Source organism: Pectinatus brassicae (genome assembly GCF_014201835.1).
Lineage (GTDB): Bacteria > Bacillota > Negativicutes > Selenomonadales > Selenomonadaceae > Pectinatus > Pectinatus brassicae.
The window spans coordinates 1-22,955 of record NZ_JACHFH010000019.1 but is presented as its reverse complement, the minus strand read 5'-3'; the positions used below and the strand labels follow the sequence as shown (position 1 = coordinate 22,955).

26 protein-coding genes are annotated in these 22,955 nt (G+C 35.5%); 20 read left to right on the top strand and 6 right to left on the bottom strand.

Features of this window, described 5'->3' with window-relative positions; genetic code table 11:
* Positions 1 to 16 precede the first annotated feature (16 nt).
* The 9 genes from cmk (at position 17) to HNR32_RS08250 (ending at position 9,296) form a co-directional block, all read left to right on the top strand.
* The gene (gene cmk, locus HNR32_RS08290; protein WP_183861568.1) at positions 17 to 679 is read left to right on the top strand and encodes a (d)CMP kinase; all 663 of its coding nucleotides are present in this window, start codon (positions 17 to 19) and stop codon (positions 677 to 679) included.
* Positions 680 to 733: 54 nt separating this feature from the next.
* A complete protein-coding gene (locus HNR32_RS08285) occupies positions 734 to 1,339 on the top strand; it encodes a lysophospholipid acyltransferase family protein (protein WP_183861566.1) in 606 nt (201 codons plus the stop codon).
* 50 nt (positions 1,340 to 1,389) lie between these two features.
* Complete coding sequence (gene ispH, locus HNR32_RS08280) at positions 1,390 to 2,238, top strand: 4-hydroxy-3-methylbut-2-enyl diphosphate reductase (RefSeq protein WP_183861564.1); 849 nt, start codon at positions 1,390 to 1,392, stop codon at positions 2,236 to 2,238.
* Positions 2,223 to 3,353 carry a 30S ribosomal protein S1 gene (rpsA, locus tag HNR32_RS08275; RefSeq protein ID WP_183861653.1) on the top strand — a complete coding sequence of 377 codons (1,131 nt, stop codon included), beginning with the start codon at positions 2,223 to 2,225 and terminating at the stop codon, positions 3,351 to 3,353. Before ispH ends, rpsA begins: the two co-directional genes overlap by 16 nt.
* A gap of 277 nt (positions 3,354 to 3,630) precedes the next feature.
* Entirely contained in the window at positions 3,631 to 5,010 is a 1,380-nt protein-coding gene (locus HNR32_RS08270) for a DUF512 domain-containing protein (protein WP_183861562.1), read from the top strand.
* A gap of 28 nt (positions 5,011 to 5,038) precedes the next feature.
* Positions 5,039 to 6,364, top strand: coding sequence for a ribosome biogenesis GTPase Der (gene der, locus HNR32_RS08265; protein WP_183861560.1), 1,326 nt, complete (start codon positions 5,039 to 5,041; stop codon positions 6,362 to 6,364).
* Entirely contained in the window at positions 6,361 to 6,951 is a 591-nt protein-coding gene (gene plsY, locus HNR32_RS08260) for a glycerol-3-phosphate 1-O-acyltransferase PlsY (RefSeq protein WP_183861558.1), read from the top strand. The genes der and plsY overlap by 4 nt, the downstream gene beginning before the upstream one ends.
* A 162-nt stretch (positions 6,952 to 7,113) precedes the next feature.
* Complete coding sequence (locus HNR32_RS08255; protein ID WP_183861556.1) at positions 7,114 to 7,503, top strand: bacteriohemerythrin; 390 nt, start codon at positions 7,114 to 7,116, stop codon at positions 7,501 to 7,503.
* A 71-nt stretch (positions 7,504 to 7,574) separates the two neighbouring features.
* On the top strand, positions 7,575 to 9,296 hold the full coding sequence (locus HNR32_RS08250) for a methyl-accepting chemotaxis protein (protein ID WP_183861554.1): 1,722 nt from the start codon (positions 7,575 to 7,577) through the stop codon (positions 9,294 to 9,296).
* A gap of 277 nt (positions 9,297 to 9,573) precedes the next feature.
* Here HNR32_RS08250 and hfq read toward each other — a convergent pair whose 3' ends face one another.
* From hfq to HNR32_RS08235, 3 genes are read right to left on the bottom strand one after another with little or no spacing between them, the layout of a single operon-like run.
* Complete coding sequence (gene hfq, locus HNR32_RS08245; RefSeq protein ID WP_183861651.1) at positions 9,574 to 9,831, bottom strand: RNA chaperone Hfq; 258 nt, start codon at positions 9,829 to 9,831, stop codon at positions 9,574 to 9,576.
* Positions 9,832 to 9,868: 37 nt separating this feature from the next.
* On the bottom strand, positions 9,869 to 10,825 hold the full coding sequence (miaA, locus tag HNR32_RS08240) for a tRNA (adenosine(37)-N6)-dimethylallyltransferase MiaA (protein WP_183861552.1): 957 nt from the start codon (positions 10,823 to 10,825) through the stop codon (positions 9,869 to 9,871).
* Positions 10,825 to 11,499, bottom strand: coding sequence for a metal-dependent hydrolase (locus tag HNR32_RS08235; RefSeq protein ID WP_183861550.1), 675 nt, complete (start codon positions 11,497 to 11,499; stop codon positions 10,825 to 10,827). The genes miaA and HNR32_RS08235 overlap by 1 nt, the downstream gene beginning before the upstream one ends.
* Positions 11,500 to 11,627: 128 nt before the next feature.
* On the opposite strand from HNR32_RS08235, the gene HNR32_RS08230 reads away from it, so the two are divergent.
* On the top strand, positions 11,628 to 12,335 hold the full coding sequence (locus HNR32_RS08230; protein WP_183861548.1) for a thiamine diphosphokinase: 708 nt from the start codon (positions 11,628 to 11,630) through the stop codon (positions 12,333 to 12,335).
* Positions 12,336 to 12,376: 41 nt separating this feature from the next.
* On the opposite strand, the gene HNR32_RS08225 is transcribed toward HNR32_RS08230, so the two are convergent.
* Complete coding sequence (locus HNR32_RS08225) at positions 12,377 to 13,780, bottom strand: aminopeptidase (protein WP_183861546.1); 1,404 nt, start codon at positions 13,778 to 13,780, stop codon at positions 12,377 to 12,379.
* A 216-nt stretch (positions 13,781 to 13,996) separates the two neighbouring features.
* Here HNR32_RS08225 and HNR32_RS08220 point away from each other — a divergent pair, with 216 nt between their 5' ends.
* The 3 genes from HNR32_RS08220 (at position 13,997) to HNR32_RS08210 (ending at position 16,629) form a co-directional block, all read left to right on the top strand.
* On the top strand, positions 13,997 to 15,334 hold the full coding sequence (locus HNR32_RS08220; RefSeq protein ID WP_183861544.1) for a threonine/serine exporter family protein: 1,338 nt from the start codon (positions 13,997 to 13,999) through the stop codon (positions 15,332 to 15,334).
* Positions 15,335 to 15,359: 25 nt separating this feature from the next.
* The gene (locus HNR32_RS08215) at positions 15,360 to 15,611 is read left to right on the top strand and encodes a hypothetical protein (protein WP_183861541.1); all 252 of its coding nucleotides are present in this window, start codon (positions 15,360 to 15,362) and stop codon (positions 15,609 to 15,611) included.
* A gap of 76 nt (positions 15,612 to 15,687) precedes the next feature.
* Positions 15,688 to 16,629, top strand: coding sequence for a metallophosphoesterase family protein (locus HNR32_RS08210; RefSeq protein ID WP_221300589.1), 942 nt, complete (start codon positions 15,688 to 15,690; stop codon positions 16,627 to 16,629).
* Between the two features lie 58 nt (positions 16,630 to 16,687).
* On the opposite strand, the gene HNR32_RS08205 is transcribed toward HNR32_RS08210, so the two are convergent.
* Positions 16,688 to 16,930 carry a hypothetical protein gene (locus HNR32_RS08205; protein WP_183861540.1) on the bottom strand — a complete coding sequence of 81 codons (243 nt, stop codon included), beginning with the start codon at positions 16,928 to 16,930 and terminating at the stop codon, positions 16,688 to 16,690.
* A gap of 158 nt (positions 16,931 to 17,088) precedes the next feature.
* Between HNR32_RS08205 and HNR32_RS08200 the strand changes: the two genes are divergently transcribed.
* From HNR32_RS08200 to HNR32_RS08175, 6 genes are all read left to right on the top strand, one after another.
* On the top strand, positions 17,089 to 17,817 hold the full coding sequence (locus HNR32_RS08200; protein ID WP_183861538.1) for a hypothetical protein: 729 nt from the start codon (positions 17,089 to 17,091) through the stop codon (positions 17,815 to 17,817).
* Between the two features lie 17 nt (positions 17,818 to 17,834).
* Complete coding sequence (locus tag HNR32_RS08195) at positions 17,835 to 18,983, top strand: toxic anion resistance protein (RefSeq protein WP_183861536.1); 1,149 nt, start codon at positions 17,835 to 17,837, stop codon at positions 18,981 to 18,983.
* A 32-nt stretch (positions 18,984 to 19,015) separates the two neighbouring features.
* A complete protein-coding gene (locus tag HNR32_RS08190; protein ID WP_183861534.1) occupies positions 19,016 to 19,846 on the top strand; it encodes a hypothetical protein in 831 nt (276 codons plus the stop codon).
* A 47-nt stretch (positions 19,847 to 19,893) separates the two neighbouring features.
* The gene (locus HNR32_RS08185) at positions 19,894 to 20,280 is read left to right on the top strand and encodes a hypothetical protein (RefSeq protein WP_183861532.1); all 387 of its coding nucleotides are present in this window, start codon (positions 19,894 to 19,896) and stop codon (positions 20,278 to 20,280) included.
* A gap of 24 nt (positions 20,281 to 20,304) precedes the next feature.
* On the top strand, positions 20,305 to 20,874 hold the full coding sequence (locus HNR32_RS08180) for a LemA family protein (RefSeq protein WP_183861530.1): 570 nt from the start codon (positions 20,305 to 20,307) through the stop codon (positions 20,872 to 20,874).
* A 71-nt stretch (positions 20,875 to 20,945) separates the two neighbouring features.
* Positions 20,946 to 21,461 (top strand): TPM domain-containing protein, encoded by a 516-nt coding sequence (locus HNR32_RS08175; protein ID WP_183861529.1) that lies wholly within the window; start codon positions 20,946 to 20,948, stop codon positions 21,459 to 21,461.
* An 86-nt stretch (positions 21,462 to 21,547) separates the two neighbouring features.
* On the opposite strand, the gene HNR32_RS08170 is transcribed toward HNR32_RS08175, so the two are convergent.
* The gene (locus tag HNR32_RS08170) at positions 21,548 to 21,937 is read right to left on the bottom strand and encodes a MerR family transcriptional regulator (RefSeq protein ID WP_183861528.1); all 390 of its coding nucleotides are present in this window, start codon (positions 21,935 to 21,937) and stop codon (positions 21,548 to 21,550) included.
* Positions 21,938 to 22,048: 111 nt separating this feature from the next.
* Here HNR32_RS08170 and HNR32_RS08165 point away from each other — a divergent pair, with 111 nt between their 5' ends.
* Positions 22,049 to 22,936 (top strand): iron-containing alcohol dehydrogenase, encoded by an 888-nt coding sequence (locus tag HNR32_RS08165; RefSeq protein ID WP_183861527.1) that lies wholly within the window; start codon positions 22,049 to 22,051, stop codon positions 22,934 to 22,936.
* Positions 22,937 to 22,955: the final 19 nt, after the last annotated feature.

Genomic DNA, 22,955 nt, shown 5'->3' with positions numbered 1-22,955 from the left:
GGGTGAATATCAATTTATGAAAAAAGTAATTGCTATTGATGGACCTGCCGGTGCAGGCAAAAGCACAGTTGCACAGCTGGTAGCGGCACAATTAAAGTATGTATATATTGACACTGGTGCAATGTATCGGGCTGTAGCTTGGAAAATATTGCAGGAAACAACAGCCGAAAATGTAACAAATGAGTTTATTACAGCATCAATTAACGATATAGATGTCAGGCTATCATATATTGAAGAAAAAACTAAGGTCGAAGTAAACGGGCAGGACATTACAGATCAGTTAAAAATACCAGCAGTCAATAAACTGGTGTCACAGGTGGCCAGTATCGGACAGGTACGAGAGAAACTGGTTGACTTACAGCGTAAAATGGCAAAAGATGGTGCAGTGGTGATGGATGGGCGTGATATCGCCAGCAATGTTTTGCCTAATGCTGATTTGAAAATATTTTTGACAGCATCGGTGGAAGAACGTGCCCAGCGTCGTTTCAAGGAAATGAAAAATAAAGGTTATGCTGTCGCTTTAAATGAATTGAAAACTGATATTGCAGCACGTGATAGGGCCGATATGCAGCGAAAAATATCGCCGCTGGTACAGACCAAAGATGCTGTACTGCTTGATACTACAGCTATGAATATAGATGAAGTTGTGCAGAAAATATTATCAATGGCAAAGAATTAAGTGTTATTATTATGATAATACTTAATCAGCAGCTGGCAGATAGGGGAAATAAGATTGAATTTTGGCTATAGATTCTTACATAGGTTTTTCTATATAATATATAAAGTGTTTTTTTCCGCTAAATCCTATAATGCACAAGAGGTGCCGTATGATGGTGGACTTATAATAGCAGCTAATCATTTAAGCAATTGGGATCCAATGCTTATAAGCTGTTTTTTAAAACGGCCGGTTGGTTATATGGCAAAACAGGAATTATTTAATGTGCCTGTTTTAGGGATGGCTTTAAAGAATTTATATTCTTTTCCAGTGCGCCGGGGAGCTTTTGATAAAACGGCAATAAAGACTGCTATTAACCGTTTAAAGGGCGGTGAGTGCATGGGCGTTTTTCCTGAAGGCCATCGCAGTAAGGATGGAAAAATGCAGCAGGCAGCTACTGGGGTAGCCTTAATTGCTGCAAAGACACAGGTGCCGGTAATTCCAACAGCGGTGATTAATACAAATAAAATATTTAAGCTGGGAAGTTTTTTTCCTGTAATAAAAGTGATTTATGGTCAGCCACTGTATTATACCGGTGATAAAGTTGATAAAGCCCAATTGCAGGAGTTTACTGACAAAATTATGCAACAAATTCAGAATTTGATAAATTCTGACAAGACATAGGGAAAAATTTATGTTATACTAGAAAAGATAGCGATAATGATGGTGATAAGATGAATGTAATATTAGCAGAATATTTAGGGTTTTGTTATGGTGTGAAAAGAGCCATAAAGCTTGCCCGCGAGCAGGCTGGTAAGGATAGTTTTGTAGCTACCCTGGGCCCGATAATCCATAATCCGCAAATGGTTGCGCAGCTCGATGCTGAAGGGATAAAAATGATAGATACTCTTGATGAGATTAATAAGGGTACTGTTATTATTCGTTCGCATGGTGTTGGCCCCAATATTTATAAAAAAGCTGAAGCTAAAGGTCTTACTGTTCTTGATGCTACCTGTCCACATGTCAAAAAAGCCCAGATGTCAGCCAAGAATTTGGCAGCTGAAGGTTATGTAGTGATAATCATCGGTGAAAAGAAGCATCCGGAAGTAAAGAGTATTTTTGAATGGGCAGGAGAAAATGCGATTGTAGTTGAAGATGAAGAGCAGGCCAGACAGATAAAATATGTTCCTAAATTAGGAGTAGTGGCTCAAACAACTTTTTCGCGAATAAAATTTAAGCAGTTAGTAGAAATCTTAATTGATAAATCTAATAATATAAAAGTATTGCGTACTATATGCAATGCCACTGAACAACGGCAACAGGCTGCTGCTGATTTAGCCTCTGAGGTAGATATGATGCTGGTTATCGGCGGCAAAAATAGTGCTAATACTACACGGCTGGCCGATTTGTGTTCTAAGCAGTGTTTGACCTATCATATTGAAACAGCTGATGAATTGGATGCTAACTGGTTCCATAATATAGAAAAAATTGGTGTGACGGCAGGGGCTTCGACGCCTGACTGGCTCATCAGGGAGGTATATACAAAGTGCAAGAACATGAACAAGATATGCAAAGTTTATTAGACCAGGGAATAATGAAGGACTTTGTCGAAAATGAAATAATACAGGGAACAGTAATACAGGTGGACCGTGATACTGCTTATGTGGATATCGGTTATAAACAGGAAATTCCAATTTCTACTAGAGAATTAGCATTTCCTGCACCAGAAAATGCAGCTGACGTTGTAAGTGTCGGTGACGTTATTGATGTATACATCGTATATATTGGCGGCGAAAATGGCATGGTTTTATCAAAACGTCGTGCTGATGAAATGACTGCATGGGTAGAAGCACAAAAAGTATTTGATGAAAAGAAAACTGTAACTATTAAGGTTACTAAATTAATAAAAGGCGGTCTTTTAGTTTCATTTGTTGGCTTAAGAGGTTTTCTGCCAGCTTCACAAATTGAACTTCATTTCATTCGTGATCTTTCCAGCTATGTTGGTAAGGAATTAGATGCGCGTATAATTGAACTTGACAGCAAAAAACAGCGCCTCATTTTCTCACATCGTGTATTATTGGAAGCAAAACGGGCTGAAAAACAAGCTGAACTTTTAGAAACATTAGAAGAAGGAAAGATTGTTAAAGGTCAGGTAAAACGCGTTGTTGATTATGGTGCCTTTATTGATCTTGGCGGCATGGATGGTTTAGTGCATATTTCTGATTTATCGTGGGAACATGTAAAACATCCATCTGATATCATCAGTGTTGGTGAAGAAGTGGAAGTTTTAGTTAAATCCTATGATCCGGAAACTAAACGAATTTCCTTGAGTATTAAAGACACTGTACAGGATCCGTGGTTTGCTAAAATAGATAAATATGCAGTGGGCAGCCAGGTAGTGGGTAAAGTTGTAAAATTAACTGATTTCGGCGCATTTATGCAGCTGGAAGATGGTCTCGATGGTTTGATTCGTATGCGTGAACTGTCGGAAAAACATATTACCAAAGCTGATGAAGTAGTAAAAGTTGGCGAAGAAATAAAAGTAAAAATTATCCATATTGATAAAGAACATAAAAGAATTGCACTTAGCGTAATTCGTGTAAAACAGGATGCGGATAAAGCTGAGTTTGAAGAGTATCAGGAAAAACAGGCAGCAGATGAAAAACCTGCTACAATAGCAGATAATATTGTAGAATAATTCATGTGCAATGCTTCGAAAAAATATAGCCGAAATTTTAAAATGTATTTATCTGTAGTATTATAAAAATTAAAATGTTTTATGATAAAAAGGAGTGATGCCATTTGACATTGCTCCTTTTTGGTCGTTAATTATAAGTTTAATGATTTAGGGAATTTGTATAGAAAAAATAATTCCAGCCGTAAAGTCTATCCATAACTGTGTACTGGAAAAGTACTTTATGGTAAAATAGATAAATATAGTAATGTTGCTGTAGTATCTTTAAGGGAGTCAGATGATGTCACACAAAGGTAAAATAACTAAAATAAATGAAGGAAGCTTAGCTGAAGAGATAGGTTTAGTGCCGGGAGATGCTGTAATGGCAATTAACGGGCAGAATTTAACCGATATAATAGATTTAAGTTTTGCTTTTGCCGAAGAGGAAATAGAACTACTGATTGAGCATGCCGACGGCAGTCAGGAAATAATAGAATTTGACAAAGATTATGATGAAGAACTAGGCGTAGAATTTGAAACAGCGGTATTTGACGGAATCAGGCGCTGCGGCAATAAATGCTGTTTTTGTTTTGTTGATCAAATAGCACCGGGAATGCGGGCAAGCTTATCAGTAAAAGATGATGATTATCGTATGTCGTTTTTATACGGTAATTTTGTAACAATGACGAATATGAGCCGTAATGACTTTACTCGTATAGAAAAACTTCATTTATCCCCATTATATTTGTCTATTCATACGACTAATCCGGAACTTCGCTGCCAGCTAATGAACAGCAAGCGGGCGGCTGAAGTGAATACGCAGCTTGATATTATTGATGCTATGGATATACAATACCACACACAGATAGTATTATGTCCGGGACTTAATGATGGAGCAGAACTGACAAAAACTATTGATGATTTAGCAAAACGTGCAGGAACGTTAAGTATTGCTATTGTACCGGTAGGCTTAACAAGATTTCGTGATAATTGCTTTCCCTTAAAAATGTTTGATAAGGAAAAGGCTTTAGCCGTGATAAAACAGGTTGAGCAGTACCAAGAAAGATTTCGTCAGGAAAAAGAAGTAACCTTTGTGTATTTGAGTGACGAGTTTTATCTTACAGCGCAGCAACCATTGCCGATAAGTGAGTATTATGACGGCTTTCCCCAACTTGATAATGGGATTGGCCTAAGTCGTAATTTCATTGAGGAATGGCAGCAAGTTGTGTCGGAAAGCAGTAATGTGAAAAATGGCTATAGTGAAAAATTACATTTGACAGTAATTTGTGGTAAATCAGCAGCGCCGATATTCACAGATTTATTTTCTAAAGTGCTAATTGACAATTTGTCTATCACGGTATTAGCTGTTAATAATGATTTCTTTGGCAGTGAAATTACTGTGACTGGGTTATTAACCGGACAGGATATTTTAAAAAATCTCCAAAACCAAACGGGAAATTGTGATGGAGTGATTATTCCGGCAGCAGCTCTTAGAGATGGCGAGGATGTTTTTCTTGATGATTATTCATTAGAAGATTTACAAAAAAATTATACAAAAAAAATAAAAGTAGCAGCGGATGCCAGGTCAGTATATAATTTGTTTACAAAGTGGCATGAAGTGGAAGATAGGCGTAAACGAGCTTTATATACATGGCAGAGTAATGCGGGCTATACAAAATAAGTTATTATATTAAAGGCAGGTGCTTGATTTGAGTAAACCAATCGTAGCAATAGTAGGACGCCCTAATGTGGGCAAATCCACGCTATTTAATCAGATAGGGAAAAAACGTGTTTCGATAGTTGAGGATTTTCCAGGAGTAACACGTGACCGTATATATATGGATGCGGAATGGCTTAACCATCAATTTACAATGATAGATACAGGCGGGATTGAGTTGGAGGGACAGGACTCATTGCTGGCTTCAATGCGTATCCAGGCTGAACTGGCAATTGAGGAGGCAGATGTTATTGTCTTTTTAACAGATGGACGAGCTGGTATAACCAATACCGATGATGAAATTGCCCGTATTCTGAGAAATACCAGAAAACCGGTTATTTTAGCCGTAAATAAAATTGATACGCCTAAGCAGGAAATGGATGTATATGAATTTTACAATCTTGGACTTGGTGATCCAACTCCAATAGGCGCATCTAATGCGTTAAATTTAGGTGATTTGCTTGACAGAGTAGTGGAATCATTTAAGGATGTTGAAGCTATTGAAGAAGATCCTGATGAAATCCATATTGCTGTAATCGGTCGGCCAAATGTAGGGAAATCATCACTGGTCAATGCAATGCTGGGACAGGACAGAGTAATTGTCAGCAACATACCGGGGACTACTCGTGATGCTATTGATACTCATTTTACTAAAGATAATATAAAATATACATTGATTGATACGGCTGGTATGCGCCGCAAGGCTAGAATTGATGAGCCGATCGAAAGATACAGTGTAATTCGTTCGTTGCGGGCAGTTGATCGCAGTGACGTAGTATTAATGGTAATTAGTGCACCTGACGGCGTTACCGAGCAGGATAAGAAGATTGCCGGCTATGCTCATGAATCAGGCAAAGGATGTATCATAGTTGTCAATAAATGGGATTTAATAGAAAAGGATTCTAAGACACCGCTTAAATTTACTGATGATATTCGTGATGAATTAGGATTTTTACAATATGCGCCAATAATTTATATCTCAGCACTTACTAAGCAGCGTATCCATCGTGTACCGGAGCTTGTAAAATATGTTGCGGAGCAGCAAAATATGCGTATTAAAACCAGCGTATTAAATGAACTTATAAGAGATGCGTTATCAGTTAATCCGCCACCATCACATAAAGGTAAACCACTAAAAATATACTTCATGACACAGGCTGATGTACATCCGCCTAAATTTATAATTTTTGTAAATGATCCTGAATTAATGCATTTCTCCTATGTCCGCTTTATCGAAAATAAATTACGGGAAAGCTTTGGTTTTGAAGGAACACCGTTGCGTTTAATTGTGAAAGGACGAAAGGAAGATGACGAATGAGTTATCTTGGGGTTATAATATTTAGTTATATTATTGGCTCAATTCCCAGCGGTTTAATCATTGGAAAGTGTTTTTGGCAGACTGATCTGCGTCTGCATGGCAGTCATAATATAGGGGCAACTAATGCCTGGCGCACCTTAGGAAAAAAGGCAGGCTTAATTATTTTCGGGCTTGATTTTTGTAAAGGGGTATTAGGGGTAAGTATGGCTTATTTTATGAGCCCGGATCCCGAGCCTTTTCTACTGGTATTAGGCGGGATAATGGCAATTGTCGGACATTCCTGCTCCTTGTTTTTGCTGTTTAAAGGCGGCAAAGGTGTTGCTACTGGATTAGGCGTAATTGCTACACTTATGCCGCAGGCAGCAATTTGTGTATTTATATTATGGTTATTAATAGTTGTTATAACTCGCTATGTTTCTTTGGCATCAATGGTAGCTGCTGTATCGGTTCCGCTGCAAGCCTATTATTGGGATAAACCTTGGCAGTATATTATATTTGGTATTTTGGCAGCAGCCTTTGTTGTATATCGCCATCGTGCCAATATAGACCGTCTTATGGCGGGAACGGAATCTAAAATTAAACTATAGAAATTCGATTTCAAAATAAAAACACTTGGCATTTTGCTAGGTGTTTTTATTTTGGGAAATAATGACTCTTAAGAATAAAAATATATTTATAAAGGAAATTAAAGATAAAATAACGAAGTATTCATAATAGTACAAATACAATGAAATGGCGGAGGGCGTTCTATGTCAATAATCACCTGGAATGATAATTTTAGCGTTGGAATCCGCCAATTTGATGATGAATATAAAGAACTCATAGAAATTATTAATAAATTATATATGGCTATGAAAAATGGCAATAGCAAAGCGGTGATGTCTGAAACACTGGAAAAACTCATTAAACATATCCTAAAGCATTTTGCTAATGAGGAACAGCTGATGCTGCGGAAAAAATATCCATTTTACGAAGAACATAAACGTGATCATGATGAATTTTCTCATAAGATTACTGAATATAAAAAACTGCACCAACAAAAAATATTACATGCCACTCAACTGATGAGGGTATTAAGGAATTGGATTATCAATCATATCTGTGAAAAGGATAGAAAATATGGAGCATATCTTAAATAGATATTGAATAATTGGTACAAGGTTATTATTGCTAGATAAAGGAATAAAACTAATATATTAAGGAACAGCAGATGAATATTTTTAAAAACTTTCGCTTGGCGACAAAAATAATTTTTGTCATGGCCTTTTTGAGTATTTGCTTTATAAGTCTGGTTGGTTTTTATATCGTGCCTACGATTAGAGACACATTAGAATCATCCGCAGAAGTAAAGCTGAAAAACCTTACCGAGACTTCATACGATATTTTAGAGTTTTATTACAAGGAATCACAGCAAGGGATTTACACGCCCCAAAAGGCCCAGGAATTGGCCATAAAAGAAATAAAAGCCCTGCGTTATGGCGGCCAGGAATATTTTTGGATAAATGATTTAACACCGACGATGATCATGCATCCGACTAATCCCACTCTTGATGGCAAGGACTTAACGGGAATTAAGGATCCTAATGGAGTAGCAGTTTTTGTTGAATTTGCCAAAGTAGCAAGAGAAAAAGGTGAGGGACTTGTTCGTTATCAATGGCCGCAGCCTGGCAGTACTCAGCCGGAGCCTAAGTTTTCGTATGTAAAGTTATTTAAGCCTTGGAACTGGGTAATTGGTACAGGAATATATGTTGGGAATTTAGATCAGATACGTAATGCTATAGCTATTAAAATTATTGTATCGGTATTAGGTGTTATAGCTGTTGCTATAATATTGATATACTTATTTATACTTAAACCTCTTAATGCAACATTAAAAAAAATATTAACATATTTAGATGAATTATCACATTATGATTTTTCACAAAACCTTCATTTGGAAGATAAGGATGAGCTTGGTATTATCGCTGAATCATTTGGGTATGTAGTGCATAATGTGCGTGAGCTTGTAGTGAATACTAAAATATTGAGTAAAGATGTTACGGATGAAGCTGATAAAATGATAACATCGACGGAAGAAATAAATATAGCCTCTGAGCGAACGGCTACAACTATAACTGATTTAGCCAGTGGTGCCAACCAGCAGGCTAAGTCAACCGCCAATACCAACAGTAAGATTCAAGATATTGTCACAAGTCTTAATGCTATGAATGATGATATTTCTATATCGAAAGAGCTGACAAGCAAGGCTGGAAATTCTATTCAGGATGGCTCGAAATTGGTAAAGGATCAAAGTGAAAAATTATCAGTTAATAAAAAGATTTATGGGCAGATAGCAGATTCAATTGTGTCATTAGCTGATAAATCAAAAGAAATAGGCGAAATAATACTTGTAATACAAGATATTGCTGATCAAACAAACCTTTTGGCTTTAAATGCGGCGATAGAGGCGGCAAGAGCCGGTGAACATGGTAAGGGGTTTGCTGTTGTAGCGGAAGAGGTTCGCAAATTGGCTGAGGGAGTATCTACATCTGGCGAAAAAATAATTGAGATAGTAAATGAAGTCAAACTTGGTGTTGATAATACTTCGGAACATGTTGAGACTGCTAACAAAGCCGTAGAGGCTGAAGCTGAAAGTTTAAAAAATGTAATAGAATTTTTTGACACAATTTCAGCAGCGATTATTGATATAGACAATAAAATAACTGCTATTTCTGAAAAATCAACGTCAATAAACAGTGGAGCACAGGCGGCTAGTGTCGAGATAAACGAAGTTACCCTCATTTCACAAAAAGCAGCTACTGGAACGGAAGAGGTAGCCGCACTAAGTGAAGAAACAACCTCAATTATTGGTGAAGTTACAAAGCGAGCGAGAAATCTGGCGGAACAGGCTAATGAATTGCAAAAATCATTGGAAAAATTTAAGGTAGAATAAAAAACTAAACCGATTAAAAAGTACTGCGACATGTTAAGGAAAATATGTCACAGTACTTTTTTAATTTCTTTTTCTCAGTAACTATAATTCTTAAAATATCTACAAAATAAACCAATCCCAACTATCCACTTTATAATAAAATATATTATATAAATTACTCTAAACATCTTCCAATAACAAAACATTTTGTATAATAAAAGTCTATAAAAATATTAAATATGAGCAATAAAAATACCGAACCATCATATAAATAGAAGGTTCGGCATTTGGGACAATTTTAAATATTTTCTGCAGCTTGTTTTTTTTCAATAATATTATTTAATGCCAAGGGATGAACCGGGGTAATCGTTGAAATTGCATGTTTATAGACTAACTGCTGTTTACCATTAGTATCTAGAATAACAGTAAAATTATCGAAGCCGCTGACATTGCCACGTAGTTGGAATCCATTTACCAAATAAATAACAACACTGATATTTTCTTTACGGGCCTGATTTAAAAATGCATCCTGCAAGTTAATAACTTTCACAAAAATTTCCTCCTAGTATACTTAAAAATAAGTATGTATTCAATTAATTTAAGACGAATTTTTCATTTATTAATGTTTCTACCTGGAGCAATAGTTCTTCATTACCCAGTTCATCGACAGAAAACCAATTGATATAAGGCATCTTTCGATACCAGGTTAATTGGCGTTTGGCAAAATGACGAGTAGTTTTTTTTATATCCTCGATGGCAGCAGCTAATGATATTTTTTTTTGTAGATAAGCGGTTAATTGTCGATAGCCAATGGCCTGCATTGCCTGACAGGAAGCATCAATACCGTTATCAAGCAGCTCTTGTACTTCATTAATCCAGCCATCATCTATCATAATATCAACACGTTTATTAATGCGTTCATATAAATTTTGCCGATTGCGGTTAAGTCCAATAATCACAGCATTATATAACAACTCACCATTTTGCAGAGAAGTTTCCTGCGAAATAGTATCTTTATTATATTCATAAACTTCCAAAGCCCTGATTATGCGGCGAAAATTATTGATATGAAGCCGTTTAGCTGTTTGCGGGTCAACTTTGGTCAGCATATTAAGTACATACTGCCGACCATGTTCCTGGGCTAAATTCTCTAAATAGCTGCGATAGACAGGGTTTTCCGGTGCCGCATTAAATTTATAACCTTCAACCAATGACTTAATATATAAGCCGGTACCGCCAGCGATGATGGGCAGCTTATGCTGCTCGTTTAAAGATGTTATTAATGTATCAGCCTGCTGGCAAAATTCAGTGACATTATATGTTTCATGTGGGTCTAAAATATTAATCAGATGATGTTTGATACTGCTTAATTCATTGGCAGTTGGTTTGGCTGTACCAATATTAAAATCTTTATAAATAAGCATAGAATCACCGGATATGATTTCACTGTTAAAGTGTTGAGCCAGTTTTAGGCTAAGCTCAGTTTTACCAACCGCAGTAGGGCCTAAGATAATAATAACTTTGTTTTTCTTTTGGGCAATAACTGACATTATTTTTTGAATTCCAATGTTTCACCAGGATTAACAATGTGGACTTTTACGACAGCAATACTTTCAGCTGTTTGTTTAAAAATATTAGGATCCTGATTAATAGCAGGCCATGTGTTATAATGAACTGGAATAACATTGCGAGCCTTTAAGAAATGAGCAGCACGAGCAGCGTCTTCTTTGCCCATGGTAAAATTATCACCAATTGGTAATATAGCATAATCAATGCGTTCTTTTTCGCCGATAATCTGCATATCAGAAAATAATGCTGTGTCACCAGAATAATAAATAGTTGGACCATCATTAATATTTATGACGAAACCACAGGCAATTCCACCAGCAACACCGCAGCTGTGAATAGCAGGAGTCATACGGACAGAACCAAAAGGCAGGCTATAAGAGCCGCCTATATTCATAGGCTGTTTTTCTGTTGCAGTTTTGCATAAGTTTAATACTTCAGGGATAGCGACAATAGTAGCATTATTTTTTTTAGCGATTAAATCGGCATCACCGAGATGGTCAAAATGAGCATGCGATACGAGTATGTATTGGCAATCAATGTCAGATGGAACTGTGTTTGTTAAAGGATTATCGTTGAAAAATGGATCTACTAAGATAATACCTTTACCAGTATCCAAAGAAAAACAAGAATGACCATAGAATTTAAAATTAATCATAAAAACCTCCATTTGCTGCTAAAGCAGCGACAAAATACTCTAAAATATATAATTAAACAAAAAAACGAAAAATCCTGCCCCAGCAATAAGTATTATCAATAAATATCTAAGTAGAGATGAGGCGTCTTATGTCATATACAGTATCATTAGCACAAATCAGTGCTTGTTTTAGTAAAAATTACCAGTTCAAAAGAGAAGTGCTGCTTATTACTGGTGGACGACAGCCAGATATAAAGTGGCTGCAGCAATTGGCGAAAGACAAAATAATTTATTGTGCTGATCATGGTCTTGATATATGCCGAAAAGCTGGGATTATGCCTGACTATGTAGTCGGCGATGGTGATAGTGCGCAAATTGAAAATTGGCAGTGGGCTCAGAAAAATAATATCCCAATGGAAATATTGCCCCAAGATAAAGACTATACCGATACACAATTGGCTTTGCAAAAGATAATCAAGGATTATCCTGCGGCAGTAATATATGTAACAGGCATTTGGGGAGGTCGTTTTGACCATCTATATAGCAGTATTTTATCATTAGCTGCCGAAAAAGCTGCTAATAATATTATTTGCTGTGGACTTGATGATAAAGAAAGTATATTTATTTTAGAAAATGAAATAGTTGTACTGGAATGCAAAAAAACACCGAAAAGTATTTCGTTATTACCATTGACGGACAATTGTAGTAATGTCAGTATTGATAATGTTAAATGGCCTTTGACTGATGTTATGTTAAGGCAGAATAAACCATATGCTGTAAGTAATGTTTTAAAAGATAATAATACATTTACTGTCAGCTGTGGTAAGGGAATACTGGGAGTATATTTCTACTGGTAAAAGAAAAAGCACGCACAAATTTATGTGCATGCTTTTTTATTTTATGCTTCCAGTAAGAAGGCTTTATAACCTTTTTGAGTTTCGTAGACATCTATTTTACTGGTTACTTCCCATGGGGCATGCATATTTAATACTGGAACACCGCTGTCGATTACTTGCATGCCATAAAGTGCCATGATATAAGCAATGGTACCGCCACCGCCTAAGTCAACACGACCTAATTCGGAAAATTGGATAGAAACTTTGTGTTTTTCCATCATTTTGCGAATTTCACCCAGATATTCAGCATTGGCATCATTAGAGCCGGATTTACCGCGGGAACCGGTAAATTTATTAAAGCCCATACCTTTACCAAGATAAGCTACATTTTTTTTGTCAAAAGCGGAGGCATAAAGTGCATCGTAGCCAGATGTAACATCGGAAGATAACATCTTGGAATTTGCCAGGCAGCGACGCATATTAAGTTCACTATATGTGCCAAGTAGATTCATGAGTTCAGCTAATGCATTTTCAAAGAATTTAGACTGCATACCGGTAGCACCAACGCTGCCAATTTCTTCTTTATCAACTAACAAACAGCAGGCAGTTTTATTTACTGTTTCAGTTTCCAGCATAGCAGCCAGTGAGGTATAGGCACATACTCGGTCGTCTTGTCCATAAGAAATTATCATGCTGCGGTCAAAACCGAGTTCACGGGCAGCTCCGGCTGGAACAACTTCGAGTTCAGCGGATAATAAGTCATCTTCCTCAATGTCATAAGTAGATTTTAATATTTTTAAAACATTAGCCTTTACAGCATCTTTTTCTTCACCCTTTAATGGTACTGAGCCGACAAGAATATCAAGTGATTCACCAGTGACTACTTCAGTTGCTTTTTTAGTCATCTGTTCCTGTGATAAATGAATTAATAAATCAGTTACACAAAATACCGGGTCATCTTCTTTTTCACCGATGACAATATTGACTACTGAGCCATCTTTTTTGGCAACGACACCATGAATTGCTAAAGGAATAGTGACCCATTGATATTTTTTTATACCGCCATAGTAATGTGTGTCCATATAAGATAAACCGCTATCTTCATAAAGTGGATTTTGTTTTAAGTCAAGGCGGGGACTGTCGATATGTGCACCAAGGATTGTCAGGCCGTTTTCTAATGGTTCACTGCCAATATTAAACATGACAACGGATTTTTTCATCCATACAGAATAAACTTTATCACCTGTCTTTAATGTTTCTTTATTCTTGATGACAGCAGCTAAATCTCTGTAGCCTTTATCTTCAGCTTGACGGATTATTTCCTGAACACATTCACGTTCTGTTTTGCCAATAGTTAAAAATTTACGGTAATCAGTACAAAGTGATTCCAAATCTTTTTTTTCTTTTTTGCTGTATTTTTCCCAAACTGATTTTGGGCTGTCTTTTTTTGTATCTTCTTTTGCCATATATATCACTCCTAAGATAATAATTACCTCTATACAATTAGACATGAGGCATATTGAATTTAGTATAAGAAGGCAAATATTTGTTTTAAACAAACCGTTGAACAACGATTTATTATTTATTATACTATTCATAATCATATATAGCAATTAGCAGGATTTTCATTTTGTTTATAAAAATATTTATTATATAACTATAAAAATAATGAGGTTAATATTATGAATAATGAGGCGGCAAAAAAAATAAATGACATAGAATTTGAATTGGATCATAAAATGCATTTAATATTAAAGGTTGGACAGTTATTAATGGAAAATTCGGCAGACAGCAATCGTGTTGTAAAAACCATGAAACGTGCTGCTGCATATATGGGAATAGATAGTGATAACTGTCATATTCATATTACATATACAACCGTAATGCTAAATATAAGTGTAGGACATTATTCTACAACGAGATTCCAAAAATGCTATCAGCATAATGTTAATATGGCGATTTTAGCAGAAGTAAGCAAACTGACATGGCGGGCAATTGAGGAAGATTATTCATTAAAAAAATTTGAAATAGAATTAGGACGAATTAGCAATTGTAAGGTACGCTATACACCGATAATAGTAACAATTGGTGCAGCATTAGCCTGCGGTGGTGTAACCCGACTTTTTGGCGGTGACTGGATGGCATTTTTTTATACTACGATTTGTGCAGCCATTGGTTTTTCCTGTCGTGTCAAATGTGACCGGCTGCAAGTTAATGCTTATATGGGAATTGCTATTGGCTCGTTCGTAGCAACGATATGTGCCTATTTTGTCCATTTCCTGCCATTTACCAGTACACCGTGGCATCCGATGCTGACCTGTGCAATTTTTATTGTTCCGGGGGTGTCTTTGATAAATGCCATCGAAGATATGCTCGACAGCTATATAACGGCAGGAACGACCAGGGCAATTAATACTATACTTATGGTTGGTAGTATGACTTTTGGTATAGTGTTTGCCATACAGCTGTGTCATGTTGCTGATTTTACCAACATTGCCCTTGATCCCAAAAATACATATTGGGTATATGCTGTTTCTGCCTTTATTGCAGCGGCTGGTTTTTCCACTATGTTTAATGTGCCACCACGTTTTTTATGGGCTGTGGGATTAGGTGGCAGCATTGCTGTTTGTCTGCGAAATTTTCTTAATCTTGATTTAGCATTAGGTCAGCCTATCGGAACATTAGTCGGAGCGATGACTGTAAGTATAATTTCGTTGAAGGCAATGCATTGGCTGCATACGCCTAACCATGTGCTGCTCATACCATCGGTTATTCCATTAATGCCGGGGATTTTTATGTACAGACTGATGTTTGCTGTAATTAATACCGATATTTTGACAGAAACTCAATTAGTCCATGCTTTTCAAAATGGCATAAATGCTACCTTGACAATATTGGCAATAGCCATCGGGGTAGCAATTCCCAATATTTTTGCCCGCAAATATTTTCAAAATGAAGAGGCTCAGCACATGCAGCGTTCATTATATAAGCGCTATGTAAAGCGTCACGCAATTAAATAATAATTATTGATATGAAGGATGCAGAATGAAAAAATTAGACAAGAAAATATCGCGGCGTGGGTTTATTATTACAGCAGCAATAGCAGCGGGCTGTGTAGTTTTTAAGCGAGATACTTCTTTTTGGCCCGATAGTGACAGCAGAATTAAAAAGTTTTTAGCAGTAAAAAATGTACGACAGATTGTAGAAAAAAATAACAATATAAGCCGCTGCATAATGTGGCAGCTGGAACAGGCGGCGATAGCACCGCGACTGGAAATAAGAGAAAAAGAAGTTTAATATCTTAAAAGTAAGAGATGATTCATTTTCAGATAACGAGCAAATAAATTACCAATATAGTGTAGATATAGATAATTTGCTGCCTAATAATATATATGAATATCGTATATGTGATGAAGATAAAAACAGTCGGTGGTATGATTTAAAGACAGCTAACGATGATTATTGTAAGGCATTGCTTTTCCCCGATTCACAGTCGAATAATTATTCAGATTGGAAAAATCTGGCGCAGAATGCTGCGAAACGAAATATTGATGCGGATTTTTTTATCAATATGGGCGATCTTGTTGATAATGGAGAAGATAAGCAGCAGTGGCAGGCTTGGTTTGAAGCACTGGGGGGAATAATTGAACGGATGCCGATTGCCCCGATTATGGGGAATCATGAGATGTATGATTTAAAATGGCAGGTGCGTAAGCCGCAAGCTTTTTTAAATTATTTTATTGTGCCGGATAATAACAGCAGTAAGTTTAAACGCTATTACTATTCGTTTGATTATGGTCCGGTTCACTTTAGTGTTCTTAACAGCCAATGGGATGAATTGAGAGATTTAAAACAAGAAATTATTGATGAACAAAAAAAATGGCTGCGTGCTGATATGGAGCATAGTGCAAAAAAATGGAAGATAGTGCTTATACATAAGGATGTATTAAGTTATCGTATATATAATCGCCCGGAAAGAAAAGAAGGTTTTACAGATATAGGCGAAATTTTTATGCCGTTATTTGATGAACTGGGAATTGATGTGGTTTTTACAGCACATTATCATACATATCGTAATCGGGGACAGATTTACAATTTTAAACGGGCGGATAAGGGGCCGTTTTATATTGTTACTGGTGTAGCCGGTAATGTGCGCTATCCTAAGCTTTGGATAGATAATCCGTTTGACAAGGTTATTGCCCCGCAGCCGGAAACAGATAATTATTTAACACTGCAGGCAGATAACAAAGAACTTATCATAAAGTGCTATTTGCCTGATGGTAAAATAATTGATAATGTTACAATTACAAAATAAATGAGCCAGTATTATCAATAATGATGATAATACTGGCTCATTTATACAAAAATTTTGCTTATAAAGCTGCTTCTAACCCCGATTTATTAAATAAATTAATTATATCGGTAAGTTTTGTTTTTTCAGGATTATAATCAACTGTTGTTGCACCATCATGAGCATGAATATGTACAAATAATACTCCGGCTAAACCTAGAAGGTTTTTTTCCATTTCTTTAGCATTTTCATTGGTATAACCATTTACGGTAAATTGCAAGCGGGTATTTTTACCAACTGAAGCACAGCCACATTCTTTACACATTATAATTGCCCCTTATCTAAATTGTTATTAACTATAAATAAAAGTATAAACTTCTGATATTTTTTTACAAGCTCCCCTGGGGGTTATTTAGTTAGCTAAAATAAAACTGTTATGGTAAACTAAAACTAGCAATAAAAATAAGCAATGAGGTTAACATAATGCAAAAAGACCTTGAAGAAGAAAAATACAAACAAGACAGCAATAAAGAAATTGTCTTGAGCAATAAACTTGATTTTTCGCATTTGAATATAGATAAAGAACGACAGGAATTTTACCAGCAGCGTTATACAAGGGCTGTTGCTGATTATAAAATAATTGATAAGCTGGCAGAAAAAATAGCTGATAAAGAAATGGTATCAGTAGTGCAGGATTTACAGCTAATCGGAGTAAATATATTGTTTTTTATGAATAAACAGCCGACAGCTGTTGCTGCGGCTGGAAATTTTATTGATTATTGTCAGGCTGATTTAGCAAAATTTGTGCAGGAGTTTTGTCAGTTATCCATTATTTTAGATGAGAATAAGAAAAAGGCTAAGGAAAGTAAGATAAAGCAGACAGCTAGGCAAATGCTTAAATTATATGCCAATTTTTATGATGAATTAGTGAATAGCAAATTTTTGGATTTAGATATTTCTTTGAAAGTCATGCAGCAGTCAATTGATGAACTGGCATTAAAGCCAATAGCAATAAATAAAGCTGCTTTAAAAAAGAATATAGTATTGACAAAAGATGTCTTGGTGGGCGAAAATAACAACAAAGAAAAAAGAAAATACAGCAGTATGCCATTCAGAATAAAATTAACAAAGATACCAAGGGAAATTGTACTGCTTGGCATTGAATATATACTATTTATAGTATGTTGGCTGGCCTTTTTTTTATATAAATAATAAGGGAGCTATGAAGTATGGCTAATGAAATAAATCTTGAAACATTATTAAATCCCAAGAAAAATACAGATGCAATTGATAAGCCGGTTGATAAAGAAATTGATTTTAAGCAGGAAACAATGACTTTTGATGAAGAAGACAGGAAAAATATTGAAAGTATAAAAGACAGTATTGATATTTTGGATACAAATGCAGTTATCCAATTTGGTAATACTGCCCAAAATAATATATCACAGTTCTCCAATAGTGTATTGGAGCAGGTAAGAACTAAAGATGGCGGTTATGTTGGGGAATTACTGCAAAATCTTGTTGGTCGATTGGAAGAGTTTGATGAAGATAATAAAAGTGGGTTTTTAAAGAAAATCCCCGGAGTAAGTAAGCTTTTTAATTCAGCGCAAAAGATGATAACAAAATATAATAAACTCTCAACTGAAATGGAAAAAATAACAGCTGAATTAGAAAAAAACAAGATAGTATTACAAAAAGATATAGCCCTGTTTGATGAACTGTCCAACAAAAATCTTGAATATTTTAAGAACCTTAATATTTATATTAAGGCCGGTGAAGAAAAAACACAGGAATTGCAGCAGATTGTTTTACCAAAAATAAAACAGGAAGCGGCCAGCTCTACTAATGAGATGGCATTGCAGGCAGTAAATGATTTGGAAAACACCATAAATCGTTTTGAGAAAAAAGTGCATGATTTAAAAATAAGCCGCACGATTGCGATGCAAACTGCACCGCAGATCCGTCTGATTCAAAATAACAATAAGTTATTGATAGACCGTGTGCAAAATGTTATTTATAATACAATTCCTTTATGGAAAAACCAAATGATATTGACGATCGGCATCGATAGACAAACTAAGGTTTTAGAAATGAATCGGGCAGTATCGGATATGACCAATGAGCTGTTAAAAGGCAATGCCAAATTATTAAAAGAAACATCAATCAATACGGCCAAAGAAAATGAACGAGGTATAATTGATATTGAAACATTAAAAGAAACAAACCGCGATATTATAGAAACAATTCGCCAGACTATAGCTATTCAGCAGGATGGCAGTAAAGTGCGTCAGCAGGCTGAGGTAGAGCTCAAAACTATTGAAACTGAACTAAAGAACACTTTATTGGCATCAATGTCAAAACAACAGGCTGATAAATAATAGATGTTATAATATTATTAATAGGTGGTAAAATGAAGGCAAATGTATATCAGACCAATATAAAATTTAACATTGCTGATGAATCAGCAATTATTATGGCCTTAAAACAGGAATTGCCGAATATTGTTCTGGATTTAAGTAGTGTTAATAGACTGACAAAGCAGGAAGATACTATAAAAAATGTTTTTAAGCTGTTTTTTCCTAATATAACTATCCAATTGGAAGATGATAAGATATGCATTAAGCATATATCATTTCAAAATATAAATAAAACAGTATTATTACAACAAATATGTGCAATGCTTACTGTTTTAAAAAACTTTATTGTAACAAATGACAGCCATTACTATCTGATATTGAAAAACAATTTCAATTTAATAGAAATATATAATGAACCAGAATCGGGACAATTTATATGGCACTATCCAATCAAAAATCTACTATCGATATTTTTGTGTTCGGATATAGTTATTTGTTTAGGGACGATGGTTGGCAGTAGTTATTTGCTGCATGAGTATATTACTGATCAGTTATTGGCCACAGTTGCTGTGTTTGGCAGCAGTATTATCTGGTTATTTATATTTGTTTTTCTGTTTAGTATAAAATTAAATTGGCATAATAAAAGAATGCTAAGATATTTGCTTAATACATTGATTGTTAAGGATGCCAATATCAATTATTTAATAGATTGCTATAATCTATATTTAAAAAGATTAAAGATAAAGAAGAAATTAAAACAATATAATGATAAAATATACCTAACGAGCGGTTTTTTTAACAAGAAGGAAAAAGAGATAACTGATTTGCGGGAGTTAGTGGAAAAAGACCAGGCTAATATCTTGAAAATGATAAGTGATAAATAACAAGAATGATGCGCAGGTATATACAACAGTACTAAGGAGGAAAGACGATGTTTTTAACAAGGTTTTGGTATTGGCTTACTGGCAAAAAAAAGAAACAAGCCATAGTACCAATAAAAAATCCGACCAATGCTAATCTACAAGACGATTTAAAAAATATAAAGAATAAATATCCTAATAATAATGAATATATTCCGCAAAACGAATATCATGATACGCAGCATCAGGACAGTTCATCAGGACTGTTAACAGGGATGCTGCTGGGCGAAATATTAAATGAAACTATGCGGTCACGCCATCGTGACAGTTTAGATAATGATTTTGATATCAATGATGGATTTGATGATGCTTTTGGCGGGGGCAGTTCCGGTGGCGGTGGTGCTGATGATTCCTGGGATTCAGATAGTTTTAGTGATGATAGTGATTTTGACGATTAATAATAAAGGGAGATTTTTAATTTTATGAAAAAAATTGTAGCAGGTGTAGGCGGCGTTTTTATTATAATTTGTGTAGCAGTAGTGGCATGGTTTTTCAGTTCATATAATAGTTTAATTACCCAGAATGAAACTGTTTCCAATAAATGGGCACAGGTAGAAAATAATTATCAACGACGGGCTGATTTAATCCCTAATTTAGTAAATACAGTAGAAGGTTATTCTATTCACGAAGAAAAAATTATGCAGGATTTTGCAGCTGCCCAGTCGCAAATGCTTAGTGCCAAAACACCTACGGCCAAAGCCCAGGCTGACAGTAATTTAACTGGTGTGTTAAGCCGGTTTATGGTTGTAGTGCAAAGATATCCTGAGTTAAAAGCAGATAAGCAATTTACCCGTTTAATGGATGAATTGGCAGGCACTGAAAATCGCCTTAGTATTGCCAGAAAAGACTATGATGATGCGGCACAGCAGTATAATATCGATATTAAGCGAATACCGACTAATTTTATTGCCAATATTAATGGTTTCCAGCCAAAAGAATATTTTAAGGCGGAAGCTGCTGCTGCGAAAGCACCAACGGTAAATTTTAACTAAAATATAAAAAGGGCTGTCGCACATATTTATTAAGGTGCGACAGCCCTTTTCGTAAAGGATATGATATTTCTATGAAAATTGTAAAATATGTATTATTATGTGTTTTTATATTGTCTGTTGTTACTGGCTGCGGTTCATCAGCAAACGATAAAAATAAAATTGCTTTATCGTCATCACCAGAATATACAACATATGTTCAAGACCGGGCTAATGTTTTAGATGGGAAGACAAAAGAGTATCTTGAAAAAAACAGTCATGAATTATATCAAAAACAACATGTTCAAATAACCGTGTTTACAATAAAATCACTGAATGGTGCTGATATAAAAGAATACAGCAATAAATTATTCAGGCAGCTGGGAATTGGTGATAAGGATACAAATAAAGGTATATTGATTTTAGTTGCTGCCGATGATAAGAAGGCTCGTATTGAGGTAGGCTACGGTTTAGAAGGCAGTTTAAACGATGGTAAAGTAGGTGAAATACTGCGGGAAAAAATGTTTCCATCTTTTAAGAAAAAAGATTATAATCAGGGAATAGTTAATGGATATAATGCTTTAATAGAAGCAATTAATAAAGAAAAATAACATAAACTCTTATAATAAGCGAGAAAACACCGCTAAATCAATAGGTTTGGCGGTGTTTTCTCGCTTATTATATTTAACACAGCATATTACGGTATCAAATTACTAATATAGGGTTCTTTTCCCGTTAAAATGTCATTATAAAGCTGTTGCTTCCAATCAATATATGCTACTGCTTCATTTAATTTATTAATTTGTTCTTTTAAGAGCTGTTGTTTTTTTGCCAGCATTATTTGGCGGCTAGCAATAGTAGCTGGTCCGGCTAGACATAAATTCAGGTATTCTTTCATTTCAGCAATGCTCATATCACAATTTTTTAGACATATAAGGCTTTTTATCCAGGCAAGATTTTTCTCATCAAATATACGATGATTATTTTTATCCCGTTTTACATTGGGAATGAGACCCTGATTACAGTAGAATTTCAAGGTTTCATAATTCATATCTGCTTCTTGGCAGATTTCTTTCATTGTATACATAAAAATTCTCCTTAAAATAAAAAAAATACTTGACCGGTTGCTACTACCGGGGAATATACTCGAATTATAACATGATAAAAAATTAAATTCAAGAAATGAGGAATAATAAATATGCAAAATTTTGTATTTGAGAATTCTACCAAAGCCTATTTTGGTAAAGAATGTGTAAAAACACATCTTCCTGAATTACTTGGTAAATATGGAAAAAATGTAATGCTGGCATATGGCGGCGGCTCGATTAAAAAAAATGGTATATATGATGAACTTAAGGAAATATTGGAACAGGCAGGAAAGTGTGTTATTGAATTTTCAGGAATTATGTCAAATCCAACTTACGCTAAAGTGCAGGAAGGTGCTGACTTAGCAAAAGAACAACATATTGATTTGATTTTAGCTGTAGGAGGCGGTTCGGTTATGGATTGCTGTAAAGCTATTTCTTTAGCAGCAGCATACGATGGTGATATCTGGGACGATTTTTGGTCAAAACCAGGCATTATCGATTTTCCTGTTGTTCCATTAGGGATTATTTTGACGGTATCTGGAACGGGCAGCGAAATGAACGGTGGTGCGGTTATTACCAATGAAGCATTAAAAATAAAGACAGGCAGGGATTACCCTGTTTGTAATGCACAATTTGCTCTGCTTGATCCCGTTTATACTTATAGTGTACCTGAATTTCAGATGGTGTCCGGTGGTTTTGATACGCTTAGTCATATTATGGAAATTTATTTTAGTGCGCCCGATGAAGATAATGTATCAGACGATATTTCTGAGGCATTAATGAAGAGTGTTATTCGTAATTTGCGGGCGGCAATAAAAAATCCAGAAGATTATACGGCTCGGAGTAATTTAGTTTGGGCATCAACAATGGCTGAGAATCGTATTATCAAGCTAGGTAAACGTACTGATTTTCAGTGTCATATTGTTGTTGCTCGCCGTTTTTGTCCTTGCCTTGCCCAAGACATTTGCCAAAACCTGCTCCCATGTTTTGCCGCATAACGGCTTAAAATTTGGCACC